The organism is Sulfurimonas sediminis (assembly GCF_014905115.1).
GTDB lineage: Bacteria > Campylobacterota > Campylobacteria > Campylobacterales > Sulfurimonadaceae > Sulfurimonas > Sulfurimonas sediminis.
Map to the genome: position 1 here is coordinate 1,610,191 of NZ_CP041235.1, position 15,618 is coordinate 1,625,808.

At 37.6% G+C, this 15,618-nt stretch carries 20 protein-coding genes; all 20 read right to left on the reverse strand.

Annotated features, from left to right (window positions below; translation table 11 throughout):
- Positions 1 to 2: 2 nt before the first annotated feature.
- Positions 3 to 569, reverse strand: coding sequence for a MotA/TolQ/ExbB proton channel family protein (locus FJR45_RS08710; protein WP_193150188.1), 567 nt, complete (start codon positions 567 to 569; stop codon positions 3 to 5).
- A gap of 7 nt (positions 570 to 576) precedes the next feature.
- Entirely contained in the window at positions 577 to 969 is a 393-nt protein-coding gene (gene atpC, locus FJR45_RS08715; protein ID WP_151899917.1) for an ATP synthase F1 subunit epsilon, read from the reverse strand.
- A 27-nt stretch (positions 970 to 996) separates the two neighbouring features.
- The gene (gene atpD / locus FJR45_RS08720; RefSeq protein WP_151899916.1) at positions 997 to 2,391 is read right to left on the reverse strand and encodes a F0F1 ATP synthase subunit beta; all 1,395 of its coding nucleotides are present in this window, start codon (positions 2,389 to 2,391) and stop codon (positions 997 to 999) included.
- 11 nt (positions 2,392 to 2,402) lie between these two features.
- A complete protein-coding gene (gene atpG, locus FJR45_RS08725; RefSeq protein WP_193150189.1) occupies positions 2,403 to 3,293 on the reverse strand; it encodes an ATP synthase F1 subunit gamma in 891 nt (296 codons plus the stop codon).
- A 10-nt stretch (positions 3,294 to 3,303) separates the two neighbouring features.
- On the reverse strand, positions 3,304 to 4,821 hold the full coding sequence (gene atpA, locus FJR45_RS08730) for a F0F1 ATP synthase subunit alpha (protein ID WP_151899914.1): 1,518 nt from the start codon (positions 4,819 to 4,821) through the stop codon (positions 3,304 to 3,306).
- 23 nt (positions 4,822 to 4,844) lie between these two features.
- Complete coding sequence (locus FJR45_RS08735; protein WP_193150190.1) at positions 4,845 to 5,378, reverse strand: F0F1 ATP synthase subunit delta; 534 nt, start codon at positions 5,376 to 5,378, stop codon at positions 4,845 to 4,847.
- Positions 5,379 to 5,891: a F0F1 ATP synthase subunit B gene (locus FJR45_RS08740; RefSeq protein WP_193150191.1), complete on the reverse strand. Its 513-nt coding sequence runs from the start codon at positions 5,889 to 5,891 to the stop codon at positions 5,379 to 5,381.
- A 9-nt stretch (positions 5,892 to 5,900) separates the two neighbouring features.
- Positions 5,901 to 6,323, reverse strand: coding sequence for a FoF1 ATP synthase subunit B' (locus FJR45_RS08745; RefSeq protein WP_151899911.1), 423 nt, complete (start codon positions 6,321 to 6,323; stop codon positions 5,901 to 5,903).
- An 84-nt stretch (positions 6,324 to 6,407) separates the two neighbouring features.
- On the reverse strand, positions 6,408 to 7,256 hold the full coding sequence (locus FJR45_RS08750; protein ID WP_193150192.1) for a ParB/RepB/Spo0J family partition protein: 849 nt from the start codon (positions 7,254 to 7,256) through the stop codon (positions 6,408 to 6,410).
- On the reverse strand, positions 7,256 to 8,038 hold the full coding sequence (locus FJR45_RS08755) for a ParA family protein (protein WP_151899909.1): 783 nt from the start codon (positions 8,036 to 8,038) through the stop codon (positions 7,256 to 7,258). The genes FJR45_RS08750 and FJR45_RS08755 overlap by 1 nt, the downstream gene beginning before the upstream one ends.
- Positions 8,035 to 8,670, reverse strand: coding sequence for a biotin--[acetyl-CoA-carboxylase] ligase (locus tag FJR45_RS08760; protein ID WP_264299320.1), 636 nt, complete (start codon positions 8,668 to 8,670; stop codon positions 8,035 to 8,037). The genes FJR45_RS08755 and FJR45_RS08760 overlap by 4 nt, the downstream gene beginning before the upstream one ends.
- Positions 8,651 to 9,565, reverse strand: a complete 915-nt coding sequence (gene fmt, locus FJR45_RS08765; protein ID WP_193150194.1) for a methionyl-tRNA formyltransferase — start codon at positions 9,563 to 9,565, stop codon at positions 8,651 to 8,653. The genes FJR45_RS08760 and fmt overlap by 20 nt, the downstream gene beginning before the upstream one ends.
- A gap of 2 nt (positions 9,566 to 9,567) precedes the next feature.
- The gene (gene proB / locus FJR45_RS08770) at positions 9,568 to 10,329 is read right to left on the reverse strand and encodes a glutamate 5-kinase (protein WP_193150195.1); all 762 of its coding nucleotides are present in this window, start codon (positions 10,327 to 10,329) and stop codon (positions 9,568 to 9,570) included.
- 4 nt (positions 10,330 to 10,333) lie between these two features.
- The gene (gene obgE / locus FJR45_RS08775; protein ID WP_193150196.1) at positions 10,334 to 11,434 is read right to left on the reverse strand and encodes a GTPase ObgE; all 1,101 of its coding nucleotides are present in this window, start codon (positions 11,432 to 11,434) and stop codon (positions 10,334 to 10,336) included.
- Between the two features lie 152 nt (positions 11,435 to 11,586).
- On the reverse strand, positions 11,587 to 11,844 hold the full coding sequence (rpmA, locus tag FJR45_RS08780; protein WP_193150197.1) for a 50S ribosomal protein L27: 258 nt from the start codon (positions 11,842 to 11,844) through the stop codon (positions 11,587 to 11,589).
- A 148-nt stretch (positions 11,845 to 11,992) separates the two neighbouring features.
- Positions 11,993 to 12,301 (reverse strand): 50S ribosomal protein L21, encoded by a 309-nt coding sequence (gene rplU, locus FJR45_RS08785; RefSeq protein WP_151899903.1) that lies wholly within the window; start codon positions 12,299 to 12,301, stop codon positions 11,993 to 11,995.
- 135 nt (positions 12,302 to 12,436) lie between these two features.
- Positions 12,437 to 13,618, reverse strand: coding sequence for an ISAs1 family transposase (locus FJR45_RS08790; RefSeq protein WP_347402239.1), 1,182 nt, complete (start codon positions 13,616 to 13,618; stop codon positions 12,437 to 12,439).
- Between the two features lie 98 nt (positions 13,619 to 13,716).
- Positions 13,717 to 14,109 (reverse strand): RidA family protein, encoded by a 393-nt coding sequence (locus FJR45_RS08795; protein WP_193150199.1) that lies wholly within the window; start codon positions 14,107 to 14,109, stop codon positions 13,717 to 13,719.
- Positions 14,087 to 14,518, reverse strand: coding sequence for a thioredoxin family protein (locus FJR45_RS08800; RefSeq protein WP_193150200.1), 432 nt, complete (start codon positions 14,516 to 14,518; stop codon positions 14,087 to 14,089). The genes FJR45_RS08795 and FJR45_RS08800 overlap by 23 nt, the downstream gene beginning before the upstream one ends.
- Complete coding sequence (gene dapE / locus FJR45_RS08805; RefSeq protein ID WP_193151932.1) at positions 14,515 to 15,618, reverse strand: succinyl-diaminopimelate desuccinylase; 1,104 nt, start codon at positions 15,616 to 15,618, stop codon at positions 14,515 to 14,517. Before dapE ends, FJR45_RS08800 begins: the two co-directional genes overlap by 4 nt.

Genomic DNA, 15,618 nt, shown 5'->3' on the forward strand with positions numbered 1-15,618 from the left:
TTTTACGCCTTACGTGCTAAAATCGCATCACTTTGCATTTGTATATAACTGATAAGTTCATAAGAGTTTCTTTTCAAAACCTGATGATATGTATACGCAAATATTGCCACAAATATACCCGATGCAGTAGCGACGAGTGCATCCGAAACGCCGCTGGCAATAATTGACATACCCCCGCTGTTTTGTCCGATATGTGAAAAAGTATCCAGTATAGAGACCACTGTACCAAAAAGTCCGATAAAAGGAGAAGTAGAAGCAAAAACAGAGAGTACGGAAAGTCCTTTTGTTGCTTCTTTTGTCGCAGCAAGCATTCCGAGTCCTAAAACTTCTTTTGAAACAACATTACTGGTTTTTATAAAATTATTTAAAAAAGAGTTTTCATTTACAGTAGTAGCTCCAAGTAAAAGTGATTCAAGAGAAGCACTTTCACGAGAAAGCCAGTTATTAAGAGAAAAATAGCGGTAAAAAAACACCCAGTTCAATACTATAAAGTATAAAGAGAGCAGTAGCAATACTCCGAGAGTCACAGGGTGGCTTTTTAGATAAAAATCTATTAAATTATTAATCATACGGTTACTATATTAACTTTTGTGCGGCAGATTCAATTTTTGCTGATACTGATGCAATAGCAGTGCTTGAATCTGCAATTTCATTAATAAGTTTTTTCGCTGCATCAAGTGCCTGCGCAATCTCAGATTCAGTTTCACCGCGAATTGCAGCAGCACCTTCAACCAAAATAACAACTTTTTCTTCATCAACTTGAACAACGCCCCAATTAACAACAATAGACTCGACTGATTTATCTTCTTTTTCGATATCTACCACGCCAGCTTCTAACAATGTAGTTAGAGATGCATGACCTGCCAGAACACCAAACTCTCCCTCTTTTCCAGGAAGAACAACACTGACAGCTTTACCATTATAGATTTCACCGTCAGGCGTTAGGATTTCAAGTTTAAATGTATCCATTACAGTCCTTTGTCTTAAGCGATATGCTTATTTATTTTTCTCATTCTTAGCAATAGCTTCATCCATATTTCCGACCATATAGAATGCACTTTCAGACATGTGGTCATAGTCACCGTTTAAGATGCCTTTGAAACCTGCAATTGTGTCTTCAAGTTTAACATATTTTCCTGGAGCACCAGTGAAAACTTCTGCAACAAAGAACGGCTGAGAAAGAAACTTCTCAATTTTACGGGCACGTTCAACAACATTTTTGTCATCTTCACTAAGTTCATCCATACCAAGAATTGCAATAATATCCTGCAAATCTTTATATTTTTGAAGTGTTTGCTGTACACCGCGAGCTACATTGTAGTGCTCTTCACCCAAAATTTGTGGATCAAGCAGTCTTGAAGTTGAATCCAATGGATCAACCGCAGGATAGATACCTTTTTCCGCAATTTTACGGTTAAGAACCGTTGTTGCATCCAAGTGGGCAAAAACTGAAGCCGGAGCCGGGTCAGTCAAGTCATCTGCAGGTACATATACTGCCTGAACAGAAGTAATTGAACCGTTTTTCGTTGATGTAATACGATCCTGCAGTGCACCCATTTCACGAGCCAATGTCGGTTGGTATCCAACAGCTGACGGAATACGTCCAAGAAGTGCTGACATTTCAGAACCTGACTGTGCAAAACGGAAGATATTATCGATAAACATCAATACATCAAGTTTCTTTTCGTCACGGAAATACTCAGCCATTGTAAGACCTGTAAGCGCAATACGGTTACGTGCTCCTGGAGGCTCAGACATTTGACCGTAGCACAGTGCAACTTTGTCAAGTACGTTCGATTCTTTCATTTCATAATAAAGGTCATTTCCTTCACGAGTTCTTTCACCAACACCCGCAAATACAGAAAGACCGTCATGTCCGTGTGCAACATTGTGGATAAGCTCCATGATGATAACTGTTTTACCAACACCTGCCCCTCCGAAGAGTCCGACTTTACCACCTTTTGCATACGGAGCGAGCAAGTCAACAACTTTGATACCTGTTTCAAACATCTCTGTAGTTGTTGACTGATCAACCAATGGTGGAGGATCACGGTGAATCGACCATGTTGGAGCGTCAGTAACCTGCTCGCCGCCATCAATTGTTTCACCAATTACATTAAAGATACGACCGAGTACTTTTTCACCAACCGGAACACTGATCGGTGCACCTGTAGCTTTTGCGTCCATACCACGAACCAAACCTTCACTCATATCCATTGCAATCGTTCTAACACGACCGTCACCTAAGTGTGCTGCAACTTCTAATACCAAACGATGTTCACTACCTTCTAAATTAACATTCACTTCAATTGCTTCGTTAATTACTGGAAGATAACCATCAAAATCAACATCAACAACAGGACCCATTACCTGGCTAATTTTTCCAATCATATTTTTCTCCATTATTTCATAGACTCCACACCACTGATAATTTCTATCAGCTCTGTAGTAATAGCGGCTTGACGCGCTTTATTGTATTGTACATTTAAACTTTTTACCATCTCTTTTGCATTGTTCGTTGCTGTATCCATAGCCTGCATACGCGCAGAGTGTTCTGCAGCAACTGAATCAATCAAAGAGTAGTACATATTGTAATTTACATATTTTTCAATTAAAGACTCAAGCATTTTATCTTCATCTTCTGCTTCAATTTCCATCATTGATTTTGATTCTACTTCTTTACAATCAAAATCATTTGCATCAATAGGCAAAACATTGTTTACATGTAACTCTTGCGTTATCATGTTTTTATAGCCGTTATAAATAATATGAACAGCATCCGTTTTGCCCTCTTTGTAATCTTCGATAGAAGTTTTTATAAATTCATCAGATCTCGTTTTATTCGGCTTAGAACTTAAGTTTGTGACAGTATCAAACATTTCAACTTCATTATACTTATAGTATTCTATCCCTTTTTTACCGATTCCGCGTAAACGCACTTTTACTTTTTTCTCTTTGTACTCTTTTAGAAGTTTATTTACAGCTTTAATTGTTTGAATATTAAAACCGCCACATAAACCTTTATCTGCAGTTACAAAAATAATGTCAACCATTTTTGGATTTTCAATTGCTGTAAAAAAGCGATTTTCCAACCCTCCAACTCTGTTACATTCTATGCGTCCAGCTATTTCGGCAATGACCTGATTCATTTTTTGAGCATAAAGACGAGAACGTTTTGCAAGTTCTTCTGCACGGCGAAGCTTGGCAGTCGATACAAGCTTCATCGCACGAGTCGTCTTTTGAGTGTTTGAAACACTCTTAATCTGTCTTTGAATATCTTTCAAGTTTGCCATAAGTTATTCCTTAGTTAGCTACAAAGCTGGCTTTGAACTCTTCTAGTGCTTTCATCAATAGTGTTTTTGTTTCATCATCTACTTTTTTAGTACTTCTGATATTTTCAAAGATCTGAGGATATGATGCTTCTATAAACGGATAAAGTTCTGCTTCAAAACGAACAACATTTGATACATCCATATCATCCAAGAAACCTTCATTTCCGGCAAATATAATAACAACCTGTTTTTCAGCAGGAAGTGGTGAGAAAGGCCCCTGTTTTAGGATTTCAACCATTCTTTGTCCACGCTCTAACTGCTTACGTGAAACTTCATCAAGATCAGATGCGAACTGGGCAAATGCCTGCAATTCTCTAAAAGATGCAAGATCGAGTCTTAATGTACCTGCCACCTGTTTTGTAGCTTTAATTTGCGCAGCACCACCAACACGAGATACTGAAAGACCGACATTGATCGCAGGACGAACACCTGAATTAAACAAGTCAGTTTCCAAGAAAATCTGACCATCAGTAATAGAGATAACATTTGTCGGAATATATGCCGCAACATCTCCGGCCTGTGTTTCAATAATAGGAAGAGCAGTTAAAGAACCGGCTCCGTTTTCATCAGACATTTTTGCAGCACGTTCAAGTAAACGAGAATGCACATAAAAAACATCACCAGGATAAGCTTCACGACCCGGAGGACGACGAAGAATCAGTGACATTTCACGATATGCAACCGCATGTTTTGACAAATCATCATAAACAATCAAACCATGTCTTGCATTGTCACGGAAATACTCACCCATAGTAACACCAGTATATGGTGCTAAAAACTGAAGTGCAGCAGCTTCAGCGGCAGTTGCTGAAACAATAATTGTATATTCCATTGCTCCGTGATCTTCTAAACGACGAACGATTTGTGCAACAGTTGACTCTTTTTGACCGATGGCAACATATATACATACAACACCGTTGCCTTTTTGGTTGATGATTGCATCTAGCGCAACTGTAGTTTTACCTGTTTGTCTGTCACCGATGATAAGTTCACGTTGCCCGCGACCAATCGGAACCAGTGCATCAATTGCTTTGATACCCGTTGCAAGTGGTTCATGTACAGATTTTCTGTCCATAATTCCAGGTGCTTTTTCTTCTACAAAACGAACTTCTGTAGTATCAATCGGACCTTTACCGTCAATCGGTTCACCAAGTGCATTCACAACACGACCAAGAAGGGCATCCCCTACAGGAACTTTTAAAAGTGTTCCCAAACGCTTCACGCTCATTCCTTCACGAAGCTCAGGACCAGAACCGAGAATAACAACACCAACGCTGCTCTCTTCCAGGTTTAGAACCAAACCTTTTGTTCCCTCTTCAAATTCTACCATTTCTCCTGCCATAACATTGCTCAGTCCGTAAACCTTCGCAACACCATCGGCATAAGAAACAATTTTACCTGTTTCATTGATATCAACACTTAGTTCAAAGTTGTCGATACGCTCTTTAATTATTGAGCTGATTTCATCAGCTTGAATTTTTGCTACCACTATTGTTCTCCTCTCATTGAAAGTTAAATTGCTTTTATTATATGTTCTATAATTTGTCTGTCTATTCTGTCTTTGGAAAAATTAATTTCTATACCAAGACCTTCTACTTCTACTTTTATGCCGTTAAAGTCATTTTTAACAAATGTCAGGCTGATAGTTACATCATACTTTTTACCTAAACCGGCACTCAATTCTTCTATTACTTTTGAATCGATATCTGTATCACTGTAAATAACACCTTCATAGGTTTTAGCAGCTTTTGCCAAATCACTTTTCAATTCCTGTGCAATTACCGGAATAATATTGATACGTTTGTTCTCTACCAACAGTTTGATAAAGTTATTGATTTTATCAGAGTTGGCACTTTTTACCGCCTCTAACAAAATATTTGATTTTTCTTGAGCTTTTATGCTTGGGTTAGCAATAATACTGACAAACTTGTCATTTTTAAATGACTCTGCCAAGGCAGAAAATACTGTTGTCATATTTTGCATAGATGCTAAGTCAGAACCCATACCTAAAGCTTTTATATATCGTTTTGCAATCAGTTCTTCCATTTAGGCAACCTTTTTCAAAATGATATTAGCCATAGTTTCTCTGTCAAAACTATCACTGCTTTGTTTCAATGTCTCTTTTATGACATCTTCAACAACACTGCGAATCATTTTCTTTTCTTCAAATTCTTTTTTGAGAGCAAATTTTTTCACCATAGCTTCAATATCACTTTCTGCCTGTGCAATAATTGTGTCATTCAAAATTTTGTTCTCTTTTTTAGAAACAATCGCCAACTCTTCAGCAAACTTTTCAGCCTCAGAAATTTTTGCCAATGCCTCTTTTTTAAGAGCGATTGATTCATTCAGCTTTTCCTGAACCTTTTTCAGTTCGTCAGCTATTGCCTGACTTCTTGATGCAAAGAAATTCTTTACAGGTTCCCCAACTAGATACCAAACAAGCCCGGCAAACAGCAAAAAGTTCACAGTTCTTTGAACTATGTCTGTTCCTGCATGCTCGTGCCCAGATGCCAATGCATAAGTTGATATCATTAGCATTAATACTAAAATTCTACTCACATTACACCTTTATATCTGACTAAATTTAGCTTTTACAGCTTCTTTAAATACCGGAACTTGTGACATTAAGTCAGAAGTCAACTCATCTTTAGATTTTGCAAGTGATTGCTCAAACTCTAAATACTCTGCCGCGAGTTCAGCACGTTTTGATTCTAACTTACTGTCAGCTAATTCCTTAGCATCCGCGATAACTTTTTCTCTTAGGGCCGCAGCTTCCAGCTTGGCATTCATAATTATTGACTCTGCTTTTGCTTTGAGCTCATTGATTTCATTGTCATTTGATCCTACTTTTTCAAGATCTTTTTTAATGTCATCATCACGCTTTTGCATAAAAGAAAGTAATGGGTTATAAAGCCAACTGTTCAGAACGGCTATAAGGGAAACAAATACAACAAATGTAGCCAAAAGTAGTATTGGATTTATATCTAACATAGCACCTCCTAAAAGTTGCGTGATTATACTATTATAAAATTGAAACGATAGTTAAATGGAGGTATAAATTTGTTATTTGAGTGATTAGTTTCTAAAATGTGTCAAAAATTCATCAATTTCATCTTGTGATACAAAACTGACGGTTATTTTATTTTTAGAAGCTTTTACATGTAATCCGAGTGCACTGAATTTTTCTTTTAGCTGTGCAAAATCATAATTTGCATCACTCTTTTTTACAGAATCAGTTGGTGCAGGCTCTACATTTTTCATGCTTTTTATCATAGCTTCAACTTCGCGTACACTCAGTTTCTGCCCTATAATCGAATTGAGTATCAGTTGCTGGTCTTTTTCATTTAAGCCAACCATTACTTTTGCATGCCCTGCCGAAATCTTTTTTTCAACCAGTGCTTTTTGTGTTTTTGGAGCAAGCTGCAGCAGACGCAGGGTATTTGTAATATGGGTTCTGCTTTTGTGAATAATATTGGCAAGTTCGTCATGTGTTACATCATGCAGCTTTATAAGTTCTGTATAGGCCTCTGCCAGTTCTACAGCATTTAACTCTTCTCTTTGAATATTTTCAATCAAAGCGAACTGGCGCATTTTTTGTTCATCAGAGTTGAGAACTACTGCCCGTATCTCTTTGAGTTTTGCAAGCTTTGAAGCACGAAGTCGTCGCTCTCCCGCAATTAGGATATAGCCGTCAATATCTTCTGTTACAACGATGGGCTGAATCAGTCCGTCATTTTTTATAGATTCGGCAAGTTCCAAAAGTGCAGTTTCGTCAAATGATTTTCTTGGTTGAAAAGGATTCGGCCGGATATCTTTGAGCGGAATCTCCAATACAGCATCATATTGGCTTCCTTCATTTTCATATGCCTCGTCTATTTCTCCAAGAAGAGCGTCCAGCCCTCTGCCTAATTTTTGTGACTTCATTATCGTATAATCGCCTGTGCTAAATTTTGGTATGCAATGGAACCGCTTGATTTTACATCATACAAAATTGCAGGTTTTCCGAATGACGGAGATTCTGCAAGTCTTACATTACGCGGTACCACTATATATTTATCTGCTGCATCTTTAAACAGTTTGCCTTTAAAATGCTGACGCAAATCGGCAAATACCTGTTTGGACAAATTGTTTTGTGATGAAAACATCGTTGGCAGAAAGCCTCTTACAGCAAGTTTCGGATTAATTGATTTTCTTACCAATTTGACAGTATTGAGAAGCTGTGCTAACCCTTCAAGTGCAAAAAATTCACACTGTATAGGAATAATGACCGAGTTTGCCGCTGAAAGCGCATTGATAGTCATCGGACCAAGCGCTGGCGGAGAATCTATAATAATATAATCATACTCTTTTTGTACATTTGCAATTGCTTTTTTCAAAACAAGTTCACGCCCTTTTGCTTTGTCTGCATCATAATACTCTTTTTCTATTCCCACAAGGCCTATGTTTGAAGGTGCCAAATGCAGTGTAGGCAAGTCTGATTTCAAAATAATCTCTTTGAGCTTTTTTGTGCCTATAAGTACATGATAAATATTAAACTCATAATCATTTCTGTGAAAGCCCAATGATGTCGTGGCATTTGCCTGCGGATCTGAGTCAATCAAAAGCACTTTTTTTTCTGCTACAGCAAGTGACGCTGCCAAGTTTACAGCGGTAGTCGTTTTGCCTACTCCGCCCTTTTGATTTGCAATTACTATTACTTCACTCATCGCCTGCTGTATATCCTCTCACCATTTATATTCAAACTGCCATCACTCTCGAGTACACAAGACTCAAGTGATATTTTCTTACCATCACTATGGGTAAAAAACTCCTTGTTGTTTTCAAATTCTAACTTATATTTGCTAAAAACTTGCTTCCATAAAACCTTTTTTTCTACTTTTTTTAAATATGCTGTAATTAATGTTTTTCTGTTGAGCATAATATCCAATGATACAAAGCCCTGTGGTGCCGTTACAAGGTTTATTCCCACACCGCAGATAAGTGTATCGTCCACCCTGTTTGTAATCATTCCGCCTGTTTTTTTTGTACCGATATAAAAATCATTCGGCCACTTTAAAAAAACTTTTGAACCAAATTCAGATAAAGTTTCTTTGAGTAGATAAGAAAAATACAGTGATACAGATTCTAATTTTAAATCATGAGGCAATTGTTCTGTATTGAGGGCAAAGGACAAAAAAAGATTTCCTTTTTGGGAACTCCATTCGTTATTTCGACTGCCGATTCCTTTTGTCTGAATATCTGCAACCACAGCTACAGGAGCAGTTAGCTTCTTGTTTTTCAACTCTTCTTTTAAAAAAAGCTGCGTTGATGGCAGTGTATTATAGTAATGTATCTTCAAGTCCGAGTCTTTTCCCGTTAATATAAGAGATAACATCCATCTCTTTTTTTGACTGTGGCTGTACCTTATAAATGCGAAGAGCCCCCTGCTTACATGTAACAACAATACTTTTTTTGTCTATTGCAGTTATTTTGCCGGCATCAGCATGTTCTTCATCTTTTTTTTCAAGTTCTATCTCTTTTAATTTCAGTCCGCTTGCAAGATAAATTCCCGGCCACGGGGTAAAGGCACGGTATTTGTTATAAATCTCCTGTGCATTGTCAAAAACAACAGCACCGTCTGCTTTTGTTATTTTTTTACAATGTGAAGCCTGTGCATCATCCTGTTTTTTGGGCGTATATGTATGAAAATTACGCAGCACATCTATCGTCAGATCAGCAGCAGTCTGGGTAAGCTTTTCAAACAACTCTTCAACCATCATCTTCTCATCGACAGAGACTTTCTCAATTTTTAAAATGTCACCCGTATCAAGCCCCTCTTCCATAAGCATGGCAGTTACACCGGTTACATTGTCGCCGTTTAGCAAGGTTTGCTGTATCGGGCTTGCTCCGCGATATTGCGGTAAAATCGAAGCGTGAAGATTGATACAGGGTGCATGATCTAAAATTTCTCGTGGCAAAATCTGTCCGTATGCAGCCACCACTATAAAATCACAGGGAATTTCCAGAATCTCTTTTACAGTTTCCTCATCCTGAAGTTTTTTTGGCTGGTAGAGTGGAATGTTATACTCTTGCGCAGTAAGCTTCACAGGGGGAGGCGTCAGTACTTTTTTACGCCCGACCGGTTTGTCAGGCTGTGTATAGACGGCAACAACATTTATATCTTCTGTTGCTATCACTTTTTGAAGAATTTTCTGGGCATACTCAGGTGTCCCCATAAATATTATATTTTTCATTGCTAACCTTTACATGTAAAGAGAGTACCGCCCTTGTGGGAGCCTTCAAGCATAAAACTTTTCACATCACTTAAATCAAAACCACTGGCAAGAAATGTATCTATGTTTGCCTGCAGGAGATATTCTGCAGCTTTGAGTTTCGTAACGATACCGCCTGTTGCAAAAACATTGTTTGGAGTAACTTCTTTGTGCAGCTCTTCTTCACTGATTTTGTTTACTGTTTTGAATGCTTTTGCCTCGGGGTTTTTTCTTGGATCGCTGTCATAGTAGGCATCAATATCTGAAAGAATAACAAGCATATCGGCTTGCATGTCTTTTGCTATGTATGCTGAGAGTTGGTCATTGTCACCAAGCTCAAGTTCATCTGTTGCCGTTGCATCATTTTCATTGACAATAGGAAGCACACTGTTTTTCAAAAGCGTTTCAACAGTTGCGCGCACACGCTTAATATCGGAGGGAGTATTCAGATTTGCAGCAGTCACTAACACCTGTGCTGTCAGTATTTCGTATTTTGCAAACTTGTTCGCATATTTATTCATTAAAATAGGCTGACCTATTGCGGCTAAAGCCTGTTTGTTCGCGATGTTGTTTCTATCGAGTTTTAGCTCGGTATATCCGCCCGCAACTGCACCTGAAGAGACCAAAATCACTTCATGCTCTTGTTTTAACTCGCTTAGAAATTCTACGAGAGAACGCATACGATCAAGTGCTATATTGCCATCCTGGGTCAAGACGGCACTGCCTACTTTGACTACAACACGCATGAAATTACTGCCTTGTCTGCTGTACTAAATTAAAGAGTGCGTACTTTAAGGGTTCAATATTTTTGTTGATTGCGGAAGAAATAGGAACGATAAAATAAGGCTTTTCAATATCATACCCTAATGTTTCATCTGCACTTTCTTGAATGAAGTACGGCAAATCTTTGTCAAAGTCAAATTCACTGCCCTTGCTTGGTTTAAGATCAAGCATTTTAATAAACTCTGCAACTTTTTCATTTACCTCTTCTTGAGGTACAATATCTGTTCGGGTAAGTGCTATTGCATAACGAGAAGCTCCCAATTTTTCAGAAAAAGAGACTACTTCATTCTTTAATGTTTCTATCTGCTCTTTGAGGTCCCGGTATGAAGCTAAATCAATCATAAACAGCAATATTTTCGTTCGCTCAATATGACGTAAAAATTCTATACCCAAGCCTTTGCCTTCATGCGCTCCACCTATTATTCCAGGAATATCCGCCATAACAAATGATTCATAATCCCCGATATTTACCTGACCGAGTTTCGGTGTTAATGTTGTAAATTCATAATTTGCAATTTCCGGTCTTGCGTTTGACACAGTAGAAATAAGCGTAGATTTTCCGACATTTGGAAAACCGACCAGTCCGATATCTGCAATAAGTTTCAAATCAAGCTTGATATTTCTTGTTTCACCTTTTTCTCCGGGCTGTGCGTATGTCGGTCTTTGGTTTGTCGGTGACTTAAAGTGTGTATTGCCGAGTCCGCCTTTTCCGCCTTGCAGAAATTTCACTTCCTGTCCGTCTTCAAGCATATCAAAAAGAACTTCTCCGCTTTCCTGGTCAATAATCTGTGTTCCAGGTGGTACAATGATTACTTTTTTTGCACCTGATTTCCCGGTACAGTTCGAACCTTCGCCAGGTTTGCCGTTTTCAGCCTTTATATGCATTTTTCTTTGGAAGTGTGAAAGTGTATGTGTATTGTTGTCACATTTGAACCATACATCACCGCCTTTTCCACCGTCTCCACCGTTTGGACCACCATTGAGTACAAACTTTTCACGACGGAAAGCCACACATCCCTGTCCGCCTTTTCCAGAACTAACTGTTAATTCTACACTATCTGTAAACATTTGTGAAATCCTTTTTTATGACTCTGTGCCATGTTAAATACTTAAGAAAATACTATGAATTATAAAGTAATTTATTAAATATTTTGAAATTTTCTTTGTGGAATATGTTTCCATCGGATATGATGGAAACAAGAGGTTTTATACTGTAGAAATTACGCAGCAGGTATAATGGAAACTTGTTGGCGTTTTTTGTCTTTTCTCTCAAACGCAACAACACCGTCAACCAAAGCAAATATAGTATGATCTTTTCCCATACCTACATTTTTACCCGGATGAACTTTTGTTCCTCTTTGACGAATAATGATGTTACCGGCTATAACAGCCTCTCCACCAAATTTTTTTACACCAAGTCTTCTACCAGCCGAATCACGATTATTCTGTGTACTACCCTGACCTTTCTTATGTGCCATTACTTATCTCCTTAAATTTAGTTCCTAAATTGAAGGAACCTTTTCATTGATTATAGTACGCAGAAGGAACAAAGTCCCTTCTGCTACGCTAACGCTGAGTTTTCCTCAGCGGAAAGCTCACGCAACTAATTGCTCTATGTTGTGTTGATTACGCTGCTATTTTCGTGATTTTAACACGAGTATAGTCTCTTCTGAAACCACGTTTAACTTTAGAATCTTTACGACGACGCTTTTTGAAAATTACAACTTTCTTGTCACGTCCTTCTGCAATAACTTCAGCAGTTACAACTGCACCCTCTACAAAAGGAGTTCCGATCTTAAGCTCTCCGGCATTTACAGCCAGAACCTCTTTAATCTCTACCGTAGCACCAGTGTCAAGAGATAATTTATCTAAGGATAAAACATCACCTTCTTGAACTTTATACTGCTTACCACCATTTTTAATAATTGCGTACATCTATGGTCCTTACATATATTTAGCTTGTATTTCTACAAAAGTCCGGAATTATACCCATTCAAGCTTTAAGTCTTGATTAAACAAAAAGGAATATAACTTAAAAATAGGTAAATCCCACGAAAAATAAAACAAATCTTAATCAGCATAGTTTGATTCAATCAATTGAACACTAAAATCATCACGATAAAGAGCATTTCTTTTAATATCTGCCATTGTAGTTTTACCGGTTAGGAGTACCTTTTTATCTTTGTTCTCATTTAAAAACAACTGATAAAGATTAACAGTAAAACTTCTAAGAATAGCTATAGAGAAAGGCTCTTTATATGCTATATGGTCATCTTCTTCAGTAAGCATATCTAAGTGATAGTGATATGTTTCCACTCTCCAATGTTGCAGTATCTTTTGAAGAAACTCTTTTGCAGTTGTTTTAAAGTTAGCCATTAAATATTGAGTTGAAATTGTAACTTCACCAGTCTGTGCATTTGTTAATGTTTTCGTCACTTTAATGAGTGATTGAATATTTTGAAAGTTCTCATGATACATAACTAAATCAGCACTTTTATTTTGAAAAACTTCTACTTTTCGAGAGACTCTTTTGTTGTTTTCAGTTAAATAGCTATCTTCATCATCAACTCTATCTGTAGGCTGATTAAACTCTTCTATGGTCTTTATAGCTTTCTCTTTGAGGTGTTTCTGGTTATCTTTGAGTTTTGCTATATATCTGTTACCTTGCTCATCAATAGTGTTGAGAATCTCTGATTGAGTAAGCAGTGCATCAAAGGAAAATATCTGTCCTTCATTGCTAAAAATATTATCGTTTAAAACCTCTTTGAGTGCAGTAATTTCGCTACTCTTATTTTTATCTAAAAACTTGTGAGCAAACACTATTTTTATATCTTTATCCAAGATATTTAGTATTGCTTTATGTCTTTCCTGTGTGTATTGACCATTCACGTCGCTACCTCTCAGCCACTTCCCGTCAATAGCAATATTTTCTTGTGCAATGAATGGAAAAAAGAACTCTCTAAATACTTTTTCCAAAGCATTATTATCTGTGTTTATCAATAAACGATGATATGTTGATTTGGAAGGAATCGTTATCTCTTCTTTATCAAAAATCTCTTTGAGTATTGCATTGTCTTTGTTATATATCATCCATGAAAATATATCCTTAAAAGTTGTATTTCCTTTGATAAGTGCAAAAAGTGTCATGAAAAGAACTTCGTGCAATGGATATTCTATCTTCCCTGTATCTACTCTATAGTCTGGGATACTTTTTAGCGATTGAAGTAAGGCTTTTGTGCGTATTAATTTGATGGTAAACTCCTTGTTTTAGGAGTCTAAGCAATATTTCTTCCAGTTTTTTTGAATCTATTGATTAAGATTTGTTTTATTTTTCGTGGGATTTACCTAACTTAAAAAGAGTAGTCTGTCACTAATGCCACGGCATCTATTTCAACCAAAGCATTCTTAGGCAGTGTTTTTACCGCTACTGTTGCACGCGCTGGCTTATGTTCACCGAATGCTTTTTCATAGATTGCATTGACTGTGGCAAAATCATTCATATCTGCCAGAAAAATTGTTGTTTTTACAACATCATTTAAAGAACTTCCCGCTTCTTCTAAAACCGCCTGAAGATTTTTTAAAACTGCAACAGCCTGTACCCCTACATCTTCTTTTAACAGTTCATCTCCACCCTCAGGTGTTAATGCAATCTGTCCTGATGTATATACCATTCCGTTTGTTACTATAGCTTGTGAGTAAGGGCCAATAGCCGAAGGTGCTTTATTTGTCTGTACTTGTTTCATAGTTTTCATCCTTTAATATTTCATAATGTTCCTGGGCATTGTCCATAAATGCATTGAACATCTCTTCGTCTCTGTATCCTAAAGATGCATACAGTATTTTTCCTGTTTCATCCAAAAAATAGTGTCTTGGAACAGGAGATGTTTTCAAAAATTTTGGTATTGCATGTCTGTCTCTTGAGAGTAAAACAGTAACAAATTCTTTATTAACTCTCTCTTTAATCTTTGTATTTTGCAAAGTTGTCTTTTCAAATTTTTTGCACCACCCGCATGTGTCAGAAACGATTAGCACATAGATGAGTTTATGCTCTTTTTTTGCCTCTGACAATGCTTTAAAATAGTCATGACTCCACTGAAGCGGTGCGCAAAAAAGACTCACACTGAAAAAAAGCAGTATAAAAAGAGATTTCACTGCCTGTTCCACTCGCTGATAAGAGTTTTAAAAACGCTATAGAGATCTTGCACCTCTTTTTTTGTTGTTCTCTCGTTTATCGAGTGAATGGTATCATTTTTCACACCAAACTCCACTACATCTATACCAAGTGGTGCAATGAATCTTGCATCGCTTGTTCCGCCTGCTGTAGAGTGTTTTGGCACTTTACATGTAACCATTTCTATAGCTGTGTCGATTTTTTTGACAAGTTTCGTATCCGTATCTGTTTTAAAAGGATAGGAACCCTGTGTCAGACGCAGTTCATAGTCCAGGCCCTGCAAATGTCTGGCAACAAATTCTTCTACCTCTTTTTGTGTGGTTTTTGTATTGTTGCGAACATTAAACATCATTTTCAGCTCATTGGGTGTAACATTTGTCACCTGCATACCAGAACGGATATCGGTAATGACAAACTTTGAAGGCGCAAAAAACTCATCTCCCTCATCCAAATCAACACCTGCCATATCACCCAAAACGTTTGCTATTTGGTGTATAGGGTTTACCGCTTTTTCAGGATAAGCCGCATGCCCCTGTTTTCCTTTAAGGGTCAGATATCCGTTAATGGAACCGCGTCGCCCTACTTTTATGGCATCGCCAAACTCATTTTCACATGTCGGTTCTGCTACCACACAGGCATCGGGAAGCAGTTTATGCTCTTGCAAATACTCCAACACTTTGACAGTGCCGTTTGTTGCTTCTCCCTCTTCATCCGAAGTTAAAAGCAAAGAGAGCGTGCCTTTAAAGTTTTTCGTATCTTTTACGGCCTGAATAAAAGCGGCGAGTCCGCTTTTCATATCCTGTGCACCCCGTCCGTATATATAGTCCTCTTTTTCTACAGCTTCGTACGGATTTGTATTCCACCCTTTTCCTGCCGGAACAACATCAACATGCCCGGCAAAACAAAGATGTTCACCCTCGGAAAATTTTTTATAGATAAAAAGATTTTTGACATCTTCTATATCAATTCTTATCGCTTCAAAACCTTCAAGGTAATCCTCAACAAAATTCAAAATACCGCCATCATCCGGTGTTTCACTTTTTGAGTTGATTAAATATTTAAACAGTTGAATCACATCCAT

Excerpts from the sequence above, each read along its gene's own strand:
- fmt (WP_193150194.1), bottom strand. The coding sequence starts at position 9,565 with ATGAAAAATATAATATTTATGGGGACACCTGAGTATGCCCAGAAAATT.
- proB (WP_193150195.1), bottom strand. The coding sequence starts at position 10,329 with ATGCGTGTTGTAGTCAAAGTAGGCAGTGCCGTCTTGACCCAGGATGGC.
- atpC (WP_151899917.1), bottom strand. The coding sequence starts at position 969 with ATGGATACATTTAAACTTGAAATCCTAACGCCTGACGGTGAAATCTAT.
- FJR45_RS08745 (WP_151899911.1), bottom strand. The coding sequence starts at position 6,323 with ATGTTAGATATAAATCCAATACTACTTTTGGCTACATTTGTTGTATTT.
- rplU (WP_151899903.1), bottom strand. The coding sequence starts at position 12,301 with ATGTACGCAATTATTAAAAATGGTGGTAAGCAGTATAAAGTTCAAGAA.
- FJR45_RS08795 (WP_193150199.1), bottom strand. The coding sequence starts at position 14,109 with ATGAAACAAGTACAGACAAATAAAGCACCTTCGGCTATTGGCCCTTAC.
- rpmA (WP_193150197.1), bottom strand. The coding sequence starts at position 11,844 with ATGGCACATAAGAAAGGTCAGGGTAGTACACAGAATAATCGTGATTCG.
- obgE (WP_193150196.1), bottom strand. The coding sequence starts at position 11,434 with ATGTTTACAGATAGTGTAGAATTAACAGTTAGTTCTGGAAAAGGCGGA.
- FJR45_RS08735 (WP_193150190.1), bottom strand. The coding sequence starts at position 5,378 with ATGGAAGAACTGATTGCAAAACGATATATAAAAGCTTTAGGTATGGGT.
- FJR45_RS08755 (WP_151899909.1), bottom strand. The coding sequence starts at position 8,038 with ATGAGTGAAGTAATAGTAATTGCAAATCAAAAGGGCGGAGTAGGCAAA.
- atpD (WP_151899916.1), bottom strand. The coding sequence starts at position 2,391 with ATGATTGGAAAAATTAGCCAGGTAATGGGTCCTGTTGTTGATGTTGAT.
- dapE (WP_193151932.1), bottom strand. The coding sequence starts at position 15,618 with ATGGATGTGATTCAACTGTTTAAATATTTAATCAACTCAAAAAGTGAA.
- atpG (WP_193150189.1), bottom strand. The coding sequence starts at position 3,293 with ATGGCAAACTTGAAAGATATTCAAAGACAGATTAAGAGTGTTTCAAAC.
- FJR45_RS08750 (WP_193150192.1), bottom strand. The coding sequence starts at position 7,256 with ATGAAGTCACAAAAATTAGGCAGAGGGCTGGACGCTCTTCTTGGAGAA.
- FJR45_RS08710 (WP_193150188.1), bottom strand. The coding sequence starts at position 569 with ATGATTAATAATTTAATAGATTTTTATCTAAAAAGCCACCCTGTGACT.